This window comes from Mycolicibacter hiberniae (genome assembly GCF_010729485.1).
GTDB lineage: Bacteria > Actinomycetota > Actinomycetes > Mycobacteriales > Mycobacteriaceae > Mycobacterium > Mycobacterium hiberniae.
Genome location: NZ_AP022609.1, coordinates 3,868,527 through 3,885,479, shown reverse-complemented (window position 1 = coordinate 3,885,479; position 16,953 = coordinate 3,868,527). Strand labels below are relative to the sequence as shown.

General features: G+C 68.3%; 19 protein-coding genes, 1 tRNA gene and 1 pseudogene. 9 read left to right on the top strand and 12 right to left on the bottom strand.

Annotated elements, in window-relative coordinates:
* Positions 1-14: 14 nt before the first annotated feature.
* Both G6N14_RS18240 and G6N14_RS18235 read right to left on the bottom strand, forming a co-directional pair.
* Positions 15-332 (bottom strand): DUF2710 family protein, encoded by a 318-nt coding sequence (locus tag G6N14_RS18240; protein ID WP_085137914.1) that lies wholly within the window; start codon positions 330-332, stop codon positions 15-17.
* A 49-nt stretch (positions 333-381) separates the two neighbouring features.
* Entirely contained in the window at positions 382-1,743 is a 1,362-nt protein-coding gene (locus G6N14_RS18235; RefSeq protein ID WP_085137916.1) for a DUF5631 domain-containing protein, read from the bottom strand.
* A gap of 147 nt (positions 1,744-1,890) precedes the next feature.
* Here G6N14_RS18235 and G6N14_RS18230 point away from each other — a divergent pair, with 147 nt between their 5' ends.
* Positions 1,891-2,049 (top strand): hypothetical protein, encoded by a 159-nt coding sequence (locus G6N14_RS18230; RefSeq protein ID WP_163786993.1) that lies wholly within the window; start codon positions 1,891-1,893, stop codon positions 2,047-2,049.
* On the opposite strand, the gene G6N14_RS18225 is transcribed toward G6N14_RS18230, so the two are convergent.
* The 5 genes from G6N14_RS18225 to G6N14_RS18205 all read right to left on the bottom strand — a co-directional run bounded on the left by G6N14_RS18225 (position 2,046) and on the right by G6N14_RS18205 (position 5,769).
* Entirely contained in the window at positions 2,046-2,360 is a 315-nt protein-coding gene (locus G6N14_RS18225) for a DUF2694 family protein (protein WP_046315032.1), read from the bottom strand. The two genes, G6N14_RS18230 and G6N14_RS18225, sit on opposite strands and share 4 nt — an antisense overlap.
* The gene (locus tag G6N14_RS18220) at positions 2,357-2,674 is read right to left on the bottom strand and encodes a type VII secretion target (RefSeq protein WP_085137918.1); all 318 of its coding nucleotides are present in this window, start codon (positions 2,672-2,674) and stop codon (positions 2,357-2,359) included. Before G6N14_RS18220 ends, G6N14_RS18225 begins: the two co-directional genes overlap by 4 nt.
* A gap of 3 nt (positions 2,675-2,677) precedes the next feature.
* Positions 2,678-4,039: a DUF4226 domain-containing protein gene (locus tag G6N14_RS18215; RefSeq protein ID WP_085137920.1), complete on the bottom strand. Its 1,362-nt coding sequence runs from the start codon at positions 4,037-4,039 to the stop codon at positions 2,678-2,680.
* A 126-nt stretch (positions 4,040-4,165) separates the two neighbouring features.
* The gene (locus G6N14_RS18210) at positions 4,166-4,999 is read right to left on the bottom strand and encodes a C40 family peptidase (protein WP_109559947.1); all 834 of its coding nucleotides are present in this window, start codon (positions 4,997-4,999) and stop codon (positions 4,166-4,168) included.
* A 2-nt stretch (positions 5,000-5,001) separates the two neighbouring features.
* On the bottom strand, positions 5,002-5,769 hold the full coding sequence (locus G6N14_RS18205; RefSeq protein WP_085137924.1) for a helix-turn-helix domain-containing protein: 768 nt from the start codon (positions 5,767-5,769) through the stop codon (positions 5,002-5,004).
* A 145-nt stretch (positions 5,770-5,914) separates the two neighbouring features.
* On the opposite strand from G6N14_RS18205, the gene G6N14_RS18200 reads away from it, so the two are divergent.
* Together G6N14_RS18200 and G6N14_RS18195 are read left to right on the top strand one after the other, a co-directional pair.
* The gene (locus G6N14_RS18200; RefSeq protein ID WP_085137925.1) at positions 5,915-6,331 is read left to right on the top strand and encodes a WhiB family transcriptional regulator; all 417 of its coding nucleotides are present in this window, start codon (positions 5,915-5,917) and stop codon (positions 6,329-6,331) included.
* A gap of 60 nt (positions 6,332-6,391) precedes the next feature.
* Complete coding sequence (locus G6N14_RS18195) at positions 6,392-7,372, top strand: pirin family protein (RefSeq protein WP_163787227.1); 981 nt, start codon at positions 6,392-6,394, stop codon at positions 7,370-7,372.
* 33 nt (positions 7,373-7,405) lie between these two features.
* Here the strand turns inward: G6N14_RS18195 and G6N14_RS18190 are convergent, their stop codons facing one another.
* From G6N14_RS18190 to fadD1, 3 genes are read right to left on the bottom strand one after another with little or no spacing between them, the layout of a single operon-like run.
* A complete protein-coding gene (locus tag G6N14_RS18190; protein ID WP_085136092.1) occupies positions 7,406-8,431 on the bottom strand; it encodes an alcohol dehydrogenase catalytic domain-containing protein in 1,026 nt (341 codons plus the stop codon).
* A 4-nt stretch (positions 8,432-8,435) separates the two neighbouring features.
* Positions 8,436-9,212 carry an SDR family NAD(P)-dependent oxidoreductase gene (locus G6N14_RS18185; protein WP_179960854.1) on the bottom strand — a complete coding sequence of 259 codons (777 nt, stop codon included), beginning with the start codon at positions 9,210-9,212 and terminating at the stop codon, positions 8,436-8,438.
* Between the two features lie 2 nt (positions 9,213-9,214).
* A complete protein-coding gene (fadD1, locus tag G6N14_RS18180) occupies positions 9,215-10,819 on the bottom strand; it encodes a fatty-acid--CoA ligase FadD1 (RefSeq protein ID WP_085136093.1) in 1,605 nt (534 codons plus the stop codon).
* Between the two features lie 102 nt (positions 10,820-10,921).
* On the opposite strand from fadD1, the gene G6N14_RS18175 reads away from it, so the two are divergent.
* Together G6N14_RS18175 and G6N14_RS18170 are read left to right on the top strand one after the other, a co-directional pair.
* On the top strand, positions 10,922-11,551 hold the full coding sequence (locus G6N14_RS18175) for a TetR/AcrR family transcriptional regulator (protein ID WP_085136094.1): 630 nt from the start codon (positions 10,922-10,924) through the stop codon (positions 11,549-11,551).
* Entirely contained in the window at positions 11,548-12,399 is an 852-nt protein-coding gene (locus tag G6N14_RS18170; RefSeq protein WP_085136095.1) for an LLM class flavin-dependent oxidoreductase, read from the top strand. Before G6N14_RS18175 ends, G6N14_RS18170 begins: the two co-directional genes overlap by 4 nt.
* A gap of 16 nt (positions 12,400-12,415) precedes the next feature.
* Here G6N14_RS18170 and G6N14_RS18165 read toward each other — a convergent pair whose 3' ends face one another.
* Positions 12,416-12,901, bottom strand: coding sequence for a winged helix-turn-helix transcriptional regulator (locus tag G6N14_RS18165; RefSeq protein ID WP_085136096.1), 486 nt, complete (start codon positions 12,899-12,901; stop codon positions 12,416-12,418).
* Between the two features lie 95 nt (positions 12,902-12,996).
* Here G6N14_RS18165 and G6N14_RS18160 point away from each other — a divergent pair, with 95 nt between their 5' ends.
* From G6N14_RS18160 to G6N14_RS18145, 4 genes and pseudogenes are all read left to right on the top strand, one after another.
* Entirely contained in the window at positions 12,997-13,698 is a 702-nt protein-coding gene (locus tag G6N14_RS18160) for an SDR family oxidoreductase (RefSeq protein WP_085136097.1), read from the top strand.
* 16 nt (positions 13,699-13,714) lie between these two features.
* Entirely contained in the window at positions 13,715-14,137 is a 423-nt protein-coding gene (locus tag G6N14_RS18155) for a tautomerase family protein (RefSeq protein ID WP_085136098.1), read from the top strand.
* Between the two features lie 899 nt (positions 14,138-15,036).
* On the top strand, positions 15,037-15,423 hold the full coding sequence (locus G6N14_RS18150) for a hypothetical protein (RefSeq protein WP_085136099.1): 387 nt from the start codon (positions 15,037-15,039) through the stop codon (positions 15,421-15,423).
* Positions 15,424-15,763: 340 nt separating this feature from the next.
* Positions 15,764-16,767: pseudogene (locus tag G6N14_RS18145) on the top strand (integrase core domain-containing protein).
* 47 nt (positions 16,768-16,814) lie between these two features.
* On the opposite strand, the gene G6N14_RS18140 reads toward G6N14_RS18145, so the two are convergent.
* Positions 16,815-16,897: transfer RNA gene (locus tag G6N14_RS18140), tRNA-Leu, on the bottom strand.
* Between the last annotated feature and the right edge of the window lie 56 nt (positions 16,898-16,953).

Sequence of the window (16,953 nt, the reverse complement as noted above, 5' to 3'; positions counted from 1 at the left end):
GCGCTAGGCCGCTGTCACTCCAGGCTTGCGCCGTACCGCGCACCGAAGTCCGCCTCTGCCTCCTCCCGCAGCGCGGTGAAGACAAGGTTGAGCCGGTCCGCCAGCTCGCTGTGGGTGTAATCGCTGAGTACGCAAGGGTGCAGCGTCAGCTCCAGCAGCCGCCCGTCGCAGTTGGCAACGGCTCGAACGTCTCCCAGATCGACGCTGTACGTTGTGTTCTCGGCCTCGGCAACGAGGGCTTCCCATTTTTCGGCGGCCGCACGCAGATCGCGCAGGACGGACTCGACAAGGTCCCTGTCGCTGAGTTCCGCCCGGCTCTCCGCCCCCGACATTGGCTAAGTATGTCGATCCGGTGCGAGCAGCGTCAATTCATGACGCCGCCTAAGTTGACACGTCCCACTGGGCGGCGGGCGGTACGCTGAGCGCTCGAAACCAGCTGAAGTGGTAGTTGGCGGACACCAGGTCACCAGTCGCGATTCCTTCGGTGGCGGCCAGCAGCATGCAGTTGAGCACCGCTGCGGTGTCAGAGTCGGGATACCTGGCCAGCAGCTGGTAACGCATGGTATCGAGATGCACCCGCAACAAGTCGATTTCAGCTTCGACTACGCCGGTTCCGGCGGCACCTGCCTTCGCCAGGGTGTTCACCATCCTCGGCAGTCCGTCGCGCCAATGGGTTGCCCCGCTGAGCTGCCATCCGAGATCCTCGATGGGCGCCAGCTTGCGGGGCTCCGCCGATACTTCCGGCACCGCTGAATCACTCGCTCGACCAAGACGATTCCCCGGGCTGTAGACAGCCGACGACACCAGCGGGCCACCCAGCATCTCCGTGAGCGTTCCGGTCCGCCATCCGGGCTCCAGCAGCTGAACTCCGGCCGGCAGCTCGACCCCCGGAGGAATCCATCCGTGGGCGATATCGGTGACCAGGAGGGTCGATCCGTCGGCGAGAACGCCCACCGCCCAGCGCAAGCCCGGCTCCTGACGTGCGACGAACCCTAAGAGGCGCTGCGCCCGCTGCTCGTCGGACTCGGCGAACAGCGGCGTGGAGAGCGGTGCGGCGGAGTCGAGTTGGGTCGCCCGCGCACGGTGCATGGCAAGCGGACCCGACGGCGTGAACTGACTCGTCACGGTCGGATCCCCCGGTATTTCCACAACCGCTTCAGCCCGCAGCCCGGGGGCTGCCGGCTGCTGGTGCTCCTCGGTGGCGAGGACGATCTCCTCGGAGACGCGTGGCGCCGGCGAACGATCCTGCGCGCCGAGCCAAGCGGACTCGCCGGCGTCACCCGGCGGTGCCGTCACAGGAAAAGCCGCGCCGGGGTCCACCTGAACCTCCGGAGTGGCCGAGACAGGAACCGGGCCCTGGCTGAGACGGGCGAAGTCGCTGCCGAAATCCAATGTTTCCTTATGGAGTTGGCGCACCGTGGACTCCACGCGCAGGACGGCGAACGCCCTGGCCACGTTGATGACCCGAGCCTGGGCGATCTGACGTGCGGACGCGGCCAGATTTGATCGGCCCAGCGCGTAGAGCTTCTCGTTGGCCGATTGCGCGATTCGCTGTAGATCAGCGTGGAGGTAGTCCGCCAGCGGGGCCGTCTCGGGGGTGATCGTCGCCAATTCGGCTGGCCATAGGCCGCCGAGCACCCACGAACTGCAGTCGACCGGAGTGCTGAACGCCGGGACCGCCAGCGAGTCCCGGGCCGCGCTCCGAAGGCGCTGGCGCGCCGACCACCGACCGAAGAGTGCCACGGCGCAAGCGTACCGTTGCGGTCTGGGCACCCTCGCTTGAATTCGCGCTCCCCCCGTCCGTGCCGCGGAACCATGGATCGCGGGCCTGCCAACGCCCGGTCAGGCGGTGAATTGTCAGGCCCTGAGCAAGTGGGTAGCGTGCTGATCGTGGCTGATGGCGGGTTCTCGGGGGCAGGGTGCGCAGCGCAACTGAGCGAACTTCTCGCCCTACTGGAGCGCGCTCGAAACCTGTTCGGGGACAGGGTGGTCGACCTTCCCGAAGACATCCGGCCCGACGTCGATGCCGCGGGGAAATGGGTGGTCTAGCGACCCGGGTCAGCGCCAGGGTGCAGTCTGTGGGCCAGGAGTCGCTCGGTGGCCACCCGCAGATCATCGTTGGTGGGAACCGCAACTGACGGCGAGTGACCCGTCGCGACGATTTCGCCCCGGATCTCCAACGCCGCCTTCAGAAACGACACGTCGGCGGTCAACACAATGGCTTCCGCGAGCCGACGGGCGTCCGCCTCCATCACGGATTCGGACAGCACCACACTGTGCAGATAACCGCCGCGGCAGGACCGAAACAGCACATCACCGCTGGGATGCATCGTGTCGAATGCCGGGTTCGGCTCAGTCATCGGCTTCCATCGGTGAGGCGCCCAAAGGCGCTCGCGGCCTGGTGCTCGTGCTCGTTCCACATGGCCACTGCACGGTGCAGGTTGGCTGATACGGCCGAATGTTCGCGCGATTGTTCTGCGTAGCAGTTCGCGCGAGCTTCCAGTAGAGACTCGGCGACCTCGCGAAAGTCTCCGTAGATGGGGCCGAGCGAGTTCAGGGTCGCCTGAATACGCTCGTGTGAGGCGGCAACCGTCGCCAGGTAGTCCGATGCCTCCTGGTGATTCCCCGCAGCGTTGATCAGCACGTCCTGGTTGACGTGGATATTCTCGGCCATCTTCTACCTCCCTGGCAGATCGACGATGCCGGTTAATGCCGGCATTTTCAAGCTTGTGCGGCCCGACACAGCGGTCGCAGGCCTGGTCTGAACGGGCTCCCCGGCCGGGGCGGCCTCCTGGGCGGAAAGCGGCGGATGCTGCCAGCCCAGAAATCCGGGGCCCTGCAGGTTCTTGACGAGGTGGATCTGGCCATCGAGCAGAGCCTTGTCCTCACCGACCGCAAGCGCATGCCGATCGGTGAACACGCCGATATCGCCGGGCCTCAGGCTCTCCGCGGCAACCGCTGCGACCACCGGCGTCCCGGGAGGCGGGATATGGATTCCCTGGCTCCGGAACGCCTCAACCACAGGTTGTCCGTCGACGACCGCCTGCATCGCCGCAGCAAGATGCGGATCGTCCACCGTCGTGGTGTGGCCGTCGGGCAGCCGTACGGTGACCGGCCCCGGGGCGCCCGGATCCGGCGGGGATGCCTCCTCATCTCCGTCATCGGGCGGGGCCTCGGATTCGTCGGCCGCATCCATTTCGTCGGGCCGATAGGCGGCCTGCTCGGGCAGGTCGTCGCGGCCAACACCGGAGGTCAGGCCGGCCCACGGAATCCCGGGAGGCATCGCCGGCGCCATCGCGCCCATGCCCGGCCCCTCCGCACCCAGACCGGGGAGGGACATCGGCAACGGTGGCACCCCGTACGGGCCGACCGGGATGTCCGGTTGCGACTCGCCGTCCAGCGGCATATCCAGGTAGGGGTCAGTGTCCGGCTCCGATGCCGCCCACGGACCGGTGTCCGCCGGCACCGAAACCGGACTGTCGGGAGGTTTGGCCCGCAACTGTTCGGAGGGCCGGTCGCCTCGATCCGTCGGTGTGGAGGAATACAGCGCCGTCAGCGCCGCGGCAAGCGCTCTTTTGGATGCGTCGTCCTCGTCGGCCTCTTCGACCACGCTGAGGATCTGCCCCAGTCTGGTGATCAGGAACCGCTGAAATTCACGGGCGCCCGTGGCAGTGCTCAGGTCCCATGCGTTGGCAGCGGTTGCGATCTCCGCCTCTAGTTCATCGAGGCGGCGTCGGCTTCCGCGCGTGGTCTTGCGGGCTTGCAGCAGTGCATCGACCATCTGGCGATCGAACTCCGCCGTAACCGATAGCTGGTTCGCCAGAGCCGATTCCGCCTGCTTTATCGCCTCTGCCGCCCTGCCCCGCTGTTGATCGTCAAGCAGCGGATAGGCAGCGCGCAGCCGGGTCAAGACACTGTCGTAACCCGCGGGCGGCAACGGCAGCGTCAGTGCTGCCTGGGCCACCCGCGTCGCCTCACCGGCGCGGCCGGCCTCCGTGATGCGCTCGATCGCATCCAGAACGTCGTCGCGCGTCGCCATCTCCTCAGCCCAACAGCGCTGCGCCGTAAGGGCGCTCGGAAGTTGGCCACGCCTTCATGGCCGGTGACTGTACCCAGGCCCACCCTCGCCCACAATTCACCTGGAATCCCGGCGGGCCTAGCCCGCTCATGGCACCAGGCGGCGGATCGCCACGTGGGCACCCAGCGGGCTGATCTGCACGGTGGCTCCGGCATGCGGTGCTTCGATCACCCGGCCCCCGCCGATGGCAAGCTGAACATGGCCGGTACTGGGAAACACCAGGTCGCCGGGGCGGATTTGGGCGCGGGTCACCGGGATCCCCTCACAGATCTGCGTGTATGTGGTTCGCGACAGCGGCAGGCCGGCTTGGCGGTAGGCCCACTGGGTCAGCCCTGAACAGTCGAACTGATCGGGTCCGGTGGCGCCCCAAACGTAGGGTCTGCCCAGGCGGGACAGTGCCGCGCGGACGGCCAACCCGGCACGGCCAGGGGGCAGGTGCAAGAGATCCAGCCCCGCCGGACCACGCCGCGCGCCCCGGTAGCGCAGCCGCCGCAACCGCGCCCGGTGGGTCCGTGCGCGGCGCCGCGCCGACACCACGTGGGCATGTTGGGCCCGTAAGCGTGCCGCTCGCCGGCGCATGGCCTCCCGATGCGTCAACGCGGTGTCGGCGACAACCGCTGAGTCAGCTTGGGCGGCGGCGAGCACCCCGCCGGTAAGCTGGCGGGCCCGTGCGTGGTCGGCGATCGCCGCTCCCAATAACGTTGCTGCGTGAGTGTCGGTATTGACATTGGCCAGCAACCGGTTTCGTTGAGCGAGCACGGCGGTCCGATACCGGTCATGGCCCATGCCGGTGTCCACGCTGGCGTTGCGTTCCAGCGCGTGGGCATAGCGGTCCAGGCCGGCTTCCAGTGACACCGGGCCTGGACTGCCCGCAAACAACCTATGTGCGCGCGCCAACAGCTCAAACTCGGTGTCGTCCACCGTCATCCCCCTCCGGCACCGCCATCTGTCGCCGCCATCGGATCGGCGAACGCATGGACCCGGGCCAGCGCCCCCGGCGGGATGACGCCTCTGTTACGGATGTCCCACATCTCCTCGGGACTGACGCCGATCAGCGCCGCGATCACTGGTTCGGGCAGCGAGGACTGTGCGCAGGCCCGGTCGAAACGAGCGGTCAGGCTGCCGGACATCCGTTGCAGCAGTTCGACACGGGTCGCCTCGAGGTCCTGCAGGTGCGCCATGAGCCGGGCACCGCGACCCGGCCCCGCGTTCACCGCGACCCGCCACGAGCTGGCGGCAAGCATCTCGGCTTTCACGCACTGGGCGATCACGGAAAGAATATACGTCTCGTATTCGTCTGACGCTTTCGGCGGAAGCCGGGCGATCACCGAACGCAGCGCGTCGAGCTGCGCTTCGGCGTATCCCTCCAGCACTTCGGTGTCGCTGTGGCGGTCGACCACGATGGCTGCGGCGGGACGCGTAGCCGGCTCGCCCGGCGGGACCGCGGCGATCAGCTGCGCCAGTTCGGTGTCGGCGTCATCGGCGCTCAGCAGCCGCGAGTAGGTGCCCGGTGGCAGGCCAAGGCCGTTCTCAACCTTTTGAACTGTGCTTTTATGCGGCTTTCGCGCACCACGCTCGAGATAGCTCAGGCCCATGATGCTGACCCCGGTGGCAGCGGCGAGGTCAGCCAACGACCAGTCGCGGGCCTCGCGCAGCGCCCGGAGGGCAGCGCCCGCCGCCTCGCGGCTCATTGTCGCGCCCCGGCCATGGACGGATAGTACACAGCCCCGTCCCCCGCTAGTTACATATATGTTTTTATCAACTTCTATTGCGTCGGTCGTCTCTGCGTTATACGTTTCTATCTACGTTATTCGTCCCGAGACGAGGAGGTCCGTCATGGCGCCGCCCTGCTCCGCCAACCCCGAACTGTGGTTCGGTTACCCCGACGCCGATGGAGCCGACGGCGCCGCCAAGGCCCGGGCCTACGAGCAGTCCGCCACTGAAGCGCGGCTGCAGTGCCTGCGACGCTGCCCGCTTGCTCAGCAACGCCGCTGCGCAGCGCTCGCCGTTGAACGCCGCGAGGAGTACGGCGTGTGGGCTGGCGTGAAGCTGCCGGGAGGGCAATACCGCAAGCGGGCTGAACTCGCGGCGGCCCACGGTCTGCTGCACGCGATCGCCTCCGGCGAGATCAACACCCGCGAGCTGCCCGACAACCAGGCGTTGCTGATCACCCACGAACGTGACGACTCCCCGGTTACCGGGGCGGTATTTCACCTACCGCACTGGCCCGTCGGCCCGCGATCAGCCGCCTGACCGGGGCCTGCGTCGGTAGGATCGCCACGGCGGTTGGGCGCAGGCAGCGGAGGTGGACAGGTGAGCAATCTGGAGGCCACTTCCGATGAGATCGCCTGCGCGGCAACGCCGCGATCTCAGATCGCCGTGCTGCGCCCGCGTGAGGTGCCGCTGGGCGGGCCGCGTGCCATCGCCGTCCGGCGCACCCTGCCCCAGCGGGAACGCTCCCTGATCGGCGCCTGGTGCTTCCTCGACCATTACGGGCCCCACGATGTCGCCGCCCACGGCGGTATGGACGTGCCCCCGCACCCGCACACCGGGCTGCAGACCGCGAGCTGGCTGTTCAGCGGGCGCATCGAGCACCGCGACAGCGGTGGCGCCCACGCGCTGGTGCGCCCCGGTGAGCTGAACCTGATGACCGCCGGTGCCGGCATCTGCCACTCCGAAGTCTCCGTCGATCCGCAGGCCGCGCCGGTGCTGCGCGGCGTGCAGCTGTGGGTGGCACTGCCCGAGGAGGCCCGCCACACCGCGCGCTCCTTCGGCCATTTCGTGCCCGAGCCGGTGTGCCTACCCGGAGCGTCGGCGTTGGTGTTCCTGGGGGAACTGGCCGGATACCGCTCCCCCGTCCCGTCTTTCACGCCGCTGCTGGGGGCCCAGCTGGATCTGGACCCGCATACCGACCTGGCGCTGCAGGTCGATCCGGCATTCGAGCACGGCGTGCTGTGTGACCAGGGTCCGCTCGTCCTGGGCGACACGCCGCTGGCAGTCGGCGACCTGGGCTATCAAGGACCCGGCGCCCCGGTGCTGACGCTGCGCAACCCCGGCGACTCCCCCGCCCGGGTTCTGCTGCTGGGCGGGGTGCCGTTCGGCGAAGAGCTGGTGCTGTGGTGGAACTTCATCGGCCGCAGCCATGAGGAGATCGTCGAGTTTCGGCGCCGCTGGGAAGCCGGCGATGAACAGTTCGGGCAGGTCAGCGGCTACCGGGGTCGGCTGCAGCGGCTACCCGCCCCGACCCTGCCCCCGCTGCGGCTTCGCCCCCGGCGACCGCCCAGCGCCGGGTAGCGCGCGGCCCGCTGCCGGGCTTGGCTCGCCGGCTCAGGGCGTGAGCAGCACCTTCACCACGTCGCCGGACCGTGCCGCGACCGCGCGGTAGGCATCGGCGGCGTCGTCCAGGGCCATCTCGGTGGTGAAGATCCCGTCCACCGACAACCGGCCCGATTGCAGCAGCGGCACCAACTGCGGCCAGGTCTGCTGCACGGGCGCGGTGGTCATCCGCAGGGTGATGCTGCGCAACAGCGCCGGCAGTGCCGGGAACGGAAAGGGTTGCAGGTCATGGACTCCGACCACCGACACCGTCCCGCCGGGCCGCACCGCGTTGAGCGCATCGGCCATGGTGGTGTCGGATCCGACGGCGTCGATCACGGCGTCGACGCCGCGTCCGTCGCTGAGCTCCATAGCGGCGGCGGTGGTCGGCGGCTCGGCCGGGGTCGCGCCCATCAGCGCCGCCCGCTCGCGGCGCCGGCGCACCGGGTCGATACCCAGAACCGTTGCCGCACCCAGGAATAGCGCGCTGCGGGCGGCGCACAGCCCCACCGCGCCCAGCCCGATCACCGCTACGGTGCCGCCCACCGGGATGTCGGCGCGCAGCGCCGCCGCCCAACCGGTGGCCAGGTTGTCGGTGAGCAGCAGGGCTTCGGCGTCGCAGATGCCGTCGGGAATGGCGGCGAGCTGAAAATCTGCGCCCGGTACCGCGAGCAGTTCCGACTGGGCGCCGCCCAGCAGCCCGGATCCGAAGATCTGCGGTCCCGAATGACACCGGATGGGGTCGCGGGTCCCGCACCCGGCGCAGTGCCCGCAGCCGGCGACCGAGGACACCATGACCCGGTCGCCGGGCCGCACCGAAGTCACCTGCGGGCCGGCTTCGACCACGATGCCGATCGCTTCGTGACCCAGCGCCACCGGCTCGGCGATCGGGTAGTCCCCTTCATAGAAGTGCAGATCGGAGCCGCAGATGGCGGTGGCCGTCACCTGCACCACGGCGCCGTCGGCCCCGGGCAGTCCGGGATCCGGGCGGGTGTCCACCCGCACCGAACCGGGCGCATCGATTACGACACTGCGCATGCCCTCATCCTTCAGCTAGTGCCTGTACTTTGCCGAGCACGTCGGGGTAGCGCTTGAGGTGCGCGCCGCCGTTGACGTCGAATGCCGACCCGGTGATCCAGGCGGCGCGGGGCGAGGTCAAGAACTCCACGGTGTGCGCGATGTCCTCGGGCAGGCCCGACCGCCCCAGCGGGGTGTTCTCGATGTATTCCGCGGTCAGTCCGGGCACCATCGCCAGGCCGGCCACCAGGGGAGTGTCCACCAGGCCGGGGGAGATGGCGTTGACCCGGATGCCGCGGGGGCCCAGCTCCAGGGCGGCCACCTGCACCAGCATCAGCACCCCGGCTTTGGCGCTGCAGTACGCCGCCATCGACGTGCCCGGCTGGCGCCCATTGAGCGAGGAGATGGCCACCACGGCGCCGCCGTCTTGCAGGGCGCGCGCGGCATGCTTGATCACCAGCATGGTGCCGGTGAGGCAGACGTCGATGGTGGTCTGCCAGCCGGCCAGGTCGATATCGGCGATCGGACCGATCACCGACAGACCGGCGCAACTGACCACGGATCGGAGCGGGCCCACTTGCCCGGCGGCCGCGAATGCCGCTGCGACACTGGCCTCGTCGGTGACGTCGGCGGCAACAGCGCTGGCTTTTTCGCCCAGCTCCGCCGCACGGGCCCGGGCGGCCGCTTCGTCGATGTCGGCGATCACCACATGATCGCCGCGCTCCACCAGGGCGCGGGCGGTGGCCAGACCGATCCCGGACGCGCCGCCGACTATCAGGGCCACCGGTGTCTGGTCGGCCATGGTCACACTCCCGTCGTCGTTGCGGTGCGATAGGTGCGCTCGCGTTCCGGACGCACCCACAAGGTGTCGGCGCCGACGTCGGTGCCCTCGGCCACCAGCAGTCGCTTGAGGATCTTGTTGGTGGCCGTGGCGGGCAGCTGCGTACTCACCCGGACATACCGCGGCCAGGCCTTGGGGGAGAGGTCGTCTTGGGCGGCCAGGAAGTCGGCGAACCCGTCCGCGGTCAGCTGCGCCTCACCGCGCAGCACCAGTGCCACCATCACCTGATCGCCCACCTGGGGGTCCGGCACCGCGTAGACGGCCGCCTGGTTGATCGCGGGGTGGCGCATCAGGATGCGTTCCACCGGTGCCGCCGCCAGGTTCTCGCCGTCCACCCGCATCCAGTCGGCGGTGCGCCCGGCCAGGTAGATCCAGCCGTCGGCGTCGGCGTAGGCCAGATCACCCGACCAGTACATGCCGTCGCGCATCCGCTCGGCGGTGGCCTGCTCGTTGTTGTAGTAGCCGGAGAAGAATCCCGCCCCGGCGGTGTTGACCAGCTCGCCGATCGCCTCGTCGGCGTTGGTCAGCGCGCCGTGCTCATCGAAGACCGCAGGCGCACAGGGTTTTCCGGTGTCGCTGTTGTAGATGGCGACCCCGGGGAAGCCGCGGCCCACCGAACCGGGCGGGGTGCCCTCGTCGCGGGTGATGGTGACCGCGTTCTCGGTGGAGCCGAAGGCGTCCACCACGTGCACGCCGAACCGGCGGGCGAACTCGCCGATGTCGCGTTCGGAAGCCTCGTTGCCGAAGGCGACGCGCAGCGGGTTGTCGGCGTCGTCGGGCTGCTCGGGGTGCGCCAGCAGGTAGGCGAACGGCTTGCCGACATAGTTCATGTAGGTGACGCCGTAGCCGCGGATATCGACCAGGAACCGCGACGCGGAGAACTTCGCCGGCGCCATCGCCGCACCGGCGGCCACGGCGGGCCCGAAGCCGGCGGCGATCGCATTGGAGTGAAACAGCGGCATGGACAGGTAGAGCACGTCGTCGCTGCCCAGCCCGAATCGCTCGGTGAGGCTTTGGCCCGCCACCAAGACCATGAAGTGGCTGACCAGAACGGCTTTCGGGTCGCCGCTGGTGCCGGAGGTGAAGATCAGCATGAACGGGTCCAGCGGCGCGACCTGCCGGTGCGGCCGCAGCGGGCCGGCCTCCGCGCACTCGGCGTCCCAGGCCGGGTCGTCGACGTCGATGATCGTGATGCCGGGCAACTCCAGCCCGGCCAGCAGCGCACGGTGCGCGGTGTCCACCAGCAGGATCTGCACGTCGGCGGTGCGCAGGTCGGCGGCCAGGGCGGCGCCGCGACGGGTGTCGTTGACCCCGCACAGGACATAACCGCCCAGCCCGGCCGCGGCCAGCGCGGTGAGCATCGCGGGGGTGTTGCCCAGCAGCGCGCCGACGTGCAGGGGCCGGGCCGTGTCGGCGCGGGCGAGCACCGCCGCGCCGTGGCCGGCCGCGCGGTGCAGGTAGTGCGCCCAGCTCCAACGGATCTGGGTGCCGTCGACGTCGGTGTGCAGCACCGCCAGACCGGTGTGGCCGGCGCGTTCGGCGAGCAGTTGCTGCAGCGTCTCGGCCACCGCGACCTCCTACCCCGTGGGTCTTCACGACGCGTGGCAATAGTACACAGATCGGATAATGTGTCTACACGTTGTCGACGCTTTCCGGGCAGGAGGTGAGCCGTGCACGCGACGTCCGCATCGGCGCCTTCGACAACCGACCGGCTGCTCGATGTCACCGAGAAATTCCTGGCCGACAAGGGGATTCGGGCTACCACGATGATCGACGTCGCCCAGGCGGCGGGAGTGTCGCGGGCCTGGCTGTATCGGATCTTTCCGGACAAGCCGACGCTGGTGGGCGCCGTTTTGATGCGGCTCATCGAGACCAGCTGGGCCCAGGCCCGCGCCGAGCTGTCGACCCTGGCCGGCTTCGAGGACCGGCTGGTGGCCGGCGTACAGATCGGCCGGCGCACCTACGACGATCCCGGCACGCTGCTGATGCGGCTGCGCACCGCCGAACCCGAGGAGTTCACCGCCTGCGCCGGAGCCGGGGTGCGCGGCCTGGTGCCCGACCTGGCGGCGTTCTGGTATCCGTTCGTGGCGGCCGCCGCCGACGACGGCGACATCCACCCCGACACCGAGCTGGCCGAGGCCAGTGAGTGGATCGCGCGTGTGATGATCAGCTTCGGCAGCGTGCCGGGACATCACTTCAACGCCGATGACCCGGCTGCCGTGCGACGCCACGTTCGCCGGTATGTGTTGCCTGCGCTGCGCCAGGCACCGACGCCCGCGACACCGGAGGAGACGCGTTGACGCAGTGGTTTCTCTACCTCCCGCAGACCAGGGTCGGCATGGCCGAGCTGGTGGTGCGGGCGCAGGCGGCGGAGGCGGCGGGCTTTGACGGCGTGGCCTTCCTCGACCATCTCGACATCCCGATGGCCCCGTCAGATCCGCTCTGGGAGGCGATGACCGTGGCCACCTGGGTCGGCGCCCGCACCGAACGCCTCACGATCGGCCACGTGGTGCTGTGCGACGCGTTCCGGCACCCGGCCCTGCTGGCCAAACAGGCCACCACCTTGGCCGAAGCCACCGGCGGCCGCTTCGAGCTGGGCCTGGGGTCCGGCTCGATGCCCGACGAACTGCTCAAGTACGGCATCACCTCCGCCGGGCCGCGCCAACGCGTGGAGGCGCTGGGGCAGACGCTGGAGCTGCTGGGTCAGTACTGGAGCAGCGACGGGCCCCTCGCCCAGGCACCGGCGCCCAGCGCGCCGATACCGGTCGTGCTCGGCGGAGTCGGTCCCCGGATGCTCGGCCTGGTTCGCCGCCACGCCGACTGGTGGAACCTGCCGGCCACCCACGTCCATCAGTTGCCCGAGTTGCTGCCCCTGATCGGGTCGGCGCGCGCTTCGGTACAGCAGATGGTCGGTTTCGCCCGGCGCGATCAGGACCCGGCGGCGGTCTCGGCGACGGCACAGCGGCGCTTCGGCCGGCTGGGCTCGGGCCTGGTGTGCGGTGACGCGGCGGCACTGACCGAGCACTTCTGCACACTCAAAAACCAGGGCGCCCAACGGTTCTACGTCTGGTTCGCCGATTTCGCGCCACCGGAGTCCATCGCCGAGTTCGCCGAGACCGTGATCGGTGCGGTCGACTCCGACGGCTGAGCCGGCGACGGGCGCGTCAGTGCGCGGGTTCCGGCGCGTTCCAGCAGATCTCGATGTCGTCGGGATCAGTGCCCGGCCCGTCGAGCTCGTCGGTGACCCGCACCCCCAGCCGGCGGCCGGTGGATGCGTCGACAAAGTGCAGCGGCGGCGTTCCGTCTTGCAGGTACTTGTCGCCCCACTGCATCAGCGCCAGATACACCGGCAGCAGATCTTCGCCGGCCGGGGTCAGCCGGTACTCGTCGCGGGCCCGCTGTCCGGACTCCCGGTAGGGCACCCGGTAGATGATCTCGGCGGCCTCGAGCTGCTTGAGCGCCCGCGAGACCGCCGGCGCCGACGCCCCGATCCGGGTGGTGAAGTCCTCGAAGCGGGTGGTGCCGAACAGGCATTCGCGCACCACCAGGAACGCCGTCTTGGTGCTGAGCACATCCAGTAACCGGGCCACCGAGCAGGCGCTACCGATCGACCACCGGGATCGGTCACGCAGGCGGGGCTCGAACTCCATACCGACATCCTAGTTGACTAACGCTTGCATTATCCAGCTATCCGTGCTTGGCTCTTCCTAACGTCATCGTTAGTCAGTGGGGAAGGGGTCGGGACATGGTTGCCGTAGAGAACAAGGTCGTGGTGGTCACCGGGGGACGACGCGGGCTGGGCGCCGCGCTGGTCGACGAGGTACTGGCCCGCGGCGCACGCAAGGTGTACGCGACCGCCCGCAGCGCCTACACCGACGAACGCCCGAACGTAGTGACCCACCCGCTGGAGGTGCGCTCCGCCGAATCGGTGGCCGAGCTGGCGGAGCTGGCCCCCGACGCCGAGATCGTGTTCAACAACGCCGGCGTGCTGTTGCCGGACCCGTTGCTGACCGGCTCCTTCGAGCGCATCACCGACACCTTCGACGTCAACGTCTTCGGCCCGCTGCGCGTGGCCCGGGCGTTCGCGCCGATCCTGGCCAACAACGGGGGAGGGGCCCTGGTCAACATGCACTCGGTGCTGTCCTGGCTCTCGGGCTCCGGCGCCTACGGCGCCTCCAAAGCCGCCGCCTGGTCGGTGACCAACTCGCTGCGCGAAGAGCTCGCCGCCCAACACACGCAGGTGGTGGGCGTGCACGCCGGACTGATCGACACCGACATGGTGTCCGACATCCCGGCGGCCAAGGTGACACCGGCCGATGTGGCGCGCCGGATCGTCGACGGCCTGGAAGCCGGTGCCGTGGAGGTGTTGGCCGACGAACTCTCCGTGGAGGTCAAAGCCGCACTGTCGGGTCCGGTGGAAAAGCTGTCTTCGGCGCTGTCGCACTGAGGGGTGGGGGACCGCCGTGCCGCTGTGGACCATTCACCACACCCCGGGACTGTTCAGCGCCGAAGACAAGCAGACGCTGGCCGCCCGAATCACCGACCAGTACGTGCGTGCCGGGTTGCCGCGCTTCTATGTGGTCACGCTGTTCCACGAGACCGCGCCCGAGGACTTCTACGTGGGCGGCGAGCCGACTGCGGCCGGGATCCGCATCGTGATTGATCACATCGCCCGGCGCGCCGCCGACCCGCAGCACCGCCGGCGGATCACCGAATGGATCAACCAGATCCTTATTCCGAGCCTGCAAATCCCCGATCTGCACTGGGAGTTCCACGTCGACGAGACCAGCGAGGAGATGTGGATGATCAACGGGCTGGTGCCCCCGCCGGGGGGCTCAGAGGCCGAGAAACGTTGGGCTCGGGAGAACGCGGTGTCGGCGTACTAGGGGAGAGTCTTGTGAGCGGGGGGCTAGCGGATGCCCTCGGGCTTTCCTGGGTCGATCACCTCTGCGGTTGGAGCAGGGCGCGAGCGTCTTTGATCGACAGCAGCGGGTGCAGCGGGTCGGTGCGCCAGCAGTGCCCGCACTCCGCTGATATCTCGACGGCAGCCACCGAGCGAATGGTCGCGTCCCCGCAGTAGCTGGGCTGCCATCCTTTTGCCCTGTTTATTGAGGTCGGTCGCGAGCCGCGACACCAGAATCGCCCGCACCGAATCCGGCATGTGGCCGCACCCGACCGGGCGCGGCGGTGCGCTCCACCGACGCTGAGGTCAGGGCGCGGAACCCGACGACGCGGCCGTCGCTGCGGGGTTGGGATCGTGACCAGGCGTCTGGCCTGTTCCAGGTCAGTGTCGGCGCGACCTGTCAGACTCGCGCCATGGGGGGCAAGGGACGCCGAAATCGTGGCAAGCGGAGTGAGGAGGTGGCCCGCCACACGCGCGCCGGAGGATACGACCCCAGTCAATTTCGGCCAGACCAACTGCATAGCGACAAGACCGTCGCACAGCTTGGAGCCCCCCTCGATGGCTGGACTCCCGAATTGATCTACAGATACTCCATCTTGATGCCCGCAAGTCTCTGCGTCGACTGGGCAATCATGATCGATGTCTATCGGGTTGATGAGAACGGCGCTGCCGCCCGCCGACGGGTCCAACGCATAGATATTTGTCACTCAGAAATCCATGTGCACGAGTTCCGGCAAAGTGATGATCCCGCCGATGATCAGGGCCGCAGAACAGTTTTGCGGTCGATTTCTGCAGGTGACGCCCTTACAGTGGACAGGGAATATGACGTGCAGCTGACTCTGCTAGCTCACGATTGGCCCGACCGTGTCAGGAGGTGGATCGATGGTTGAGACCGACCCCCATACGGTGGCCACGTTTGCCTTCGCGCGGCTTCAGCGTGATCCGGCTTTTCGTCGTCGCTTGCCGGGCCTCCGGAACGTCTACGTTTGCGTCGAATCCGATCTACTCGAAGATGTCCGTAGGCAGGCAACCGAGCACTTTCCTGACGGCGGCGAGTTCGCCTGTTACTTCCCACGCGACAAGAAGCTGGTTTTTGGGGTGCGGCATGCAGGCCGCGGGCTGTTTACACACGGTCGCGGGGTGCTGCCGACCACCGCCGACCAGACGATCGGAATGGTCGTCGACGTCTTGACGAAGGACCCGGACTGGACCGATGCCTTCCTTACCGTTTCGACCCGCGATGTCGAGGAGCAATCTCTGCTCGGTTAGGCCGATCGCACTACCCCTGCACTGAGCGGTCATCGCGCACGCCTCGTCACGCTGACGTGCGCGCGGCAGCTCCCCTGGAAGCCGGCGCCTCCAGCCACGCGTTAAGCAGAGGACGTCCCGAGATCCCCCGTCACAACTATGAAGGCGCCGACAACCTCCACAAACACAAAAGCCACGAACCATTTCTGGTTCGTGACCTTTATGTCTGCAGTTCGCTAGAACCGCTCACTGTGGGCGAAGGGGTGTGTGAGTTCACGACATAGGTGACAGATGAGTCGGGACAAAGGTGACACCTGCGGGGATGGTCGATGAGTCGCGCCATAGGTGACAGTGCTGGTTCATGTCCAAAGCGCGAGTGGCCGTCCTGGAAGTCCTCAGCGGGAACCTGTCGGTGACCGCTGCAGCCCGCACCTACGGGCTCTCCCGCCAACACCTCTACCGCCTGCTGGCCCGCTACCGAACCGGTGGCCTCGATGCGCTCGAACCCCGCTCCCGGCGTCCCGCCAGCAACCCCCGCACCCCCGCACCACCGGTGATGACGTCATCGCCGCCGTCGTTCTACTTCGCGAAAAACTCACCGCACAAGGCCTCGACGCCGGACCCATCACGATCCAACACCACTTGCCCGCCAAGGCCTGCCAGTGCCGTCGACCTCCACTATCCGGCGCATCCTGCACCGCCCACCGGCGCGTCAGCGGACCCGACGTCGTCGATTCCTTCACCGCCACCAGCCTCGAATCCGGGCTGCCCGCAGCCACACTGACCGACAACGGTTCGGTCTACACCTCCCGATTCACCGGCGGCCACAACGACTTCGAACGACTCCTGGCCGCCCTGGGCATCACCCAGAAAAACGGGCACCCCGGCCACCCCCAGACCCAAGGAAAGATCGAGCGCTTCCACCAAACCCTCAAACGCTGGCTGGCCGCACGACCCCACCCAGCCACCCTGGCCGAACTCCAAGAACTCCTCGACGCCTTCCGCGTCATCTACAACACCGAGCGCAGCCACCGCGCCCACCCACACCACCTCACGCCCGAACCGGCCTACCTCGCCCGCCCCGAAGCCACCCCCGGCAACCAACCCACCGCCGCTATCCGAGTCCGCACCGACATCGTCGACCAATTCGGCAAACTCACCCTGCGCCACGGCAGCCGCCTACATCACCTCGGCATCGGCCGCGCCCACGCCGGCACACCCGTCCTCATCCTGATCACTGCCAGCACCGTCACCGTCGTCAGCAAAACCGGCCACCACACCATCGCCACCCACGACATCGACACCCGCCACAACTACTGGCCCAACAAACAGAAAAACCCCGGCAAAAGCCGGGGCAATCTGTAACCGATGACTCGACTCATGTGTAACCCATGACCCGACTCATCACACTGTGGGCGAAGGGGGACTTGAACCCCCACGTCCCGAAGGACACTGGCACCTGAAGCCAGCGCGTCTGCCATTCCGCCACTCGCCCGAGCAACCGGGGGAGCGTATCACGGGTCCCCCGCCCACCGAAAAGTCGGCCCAGGG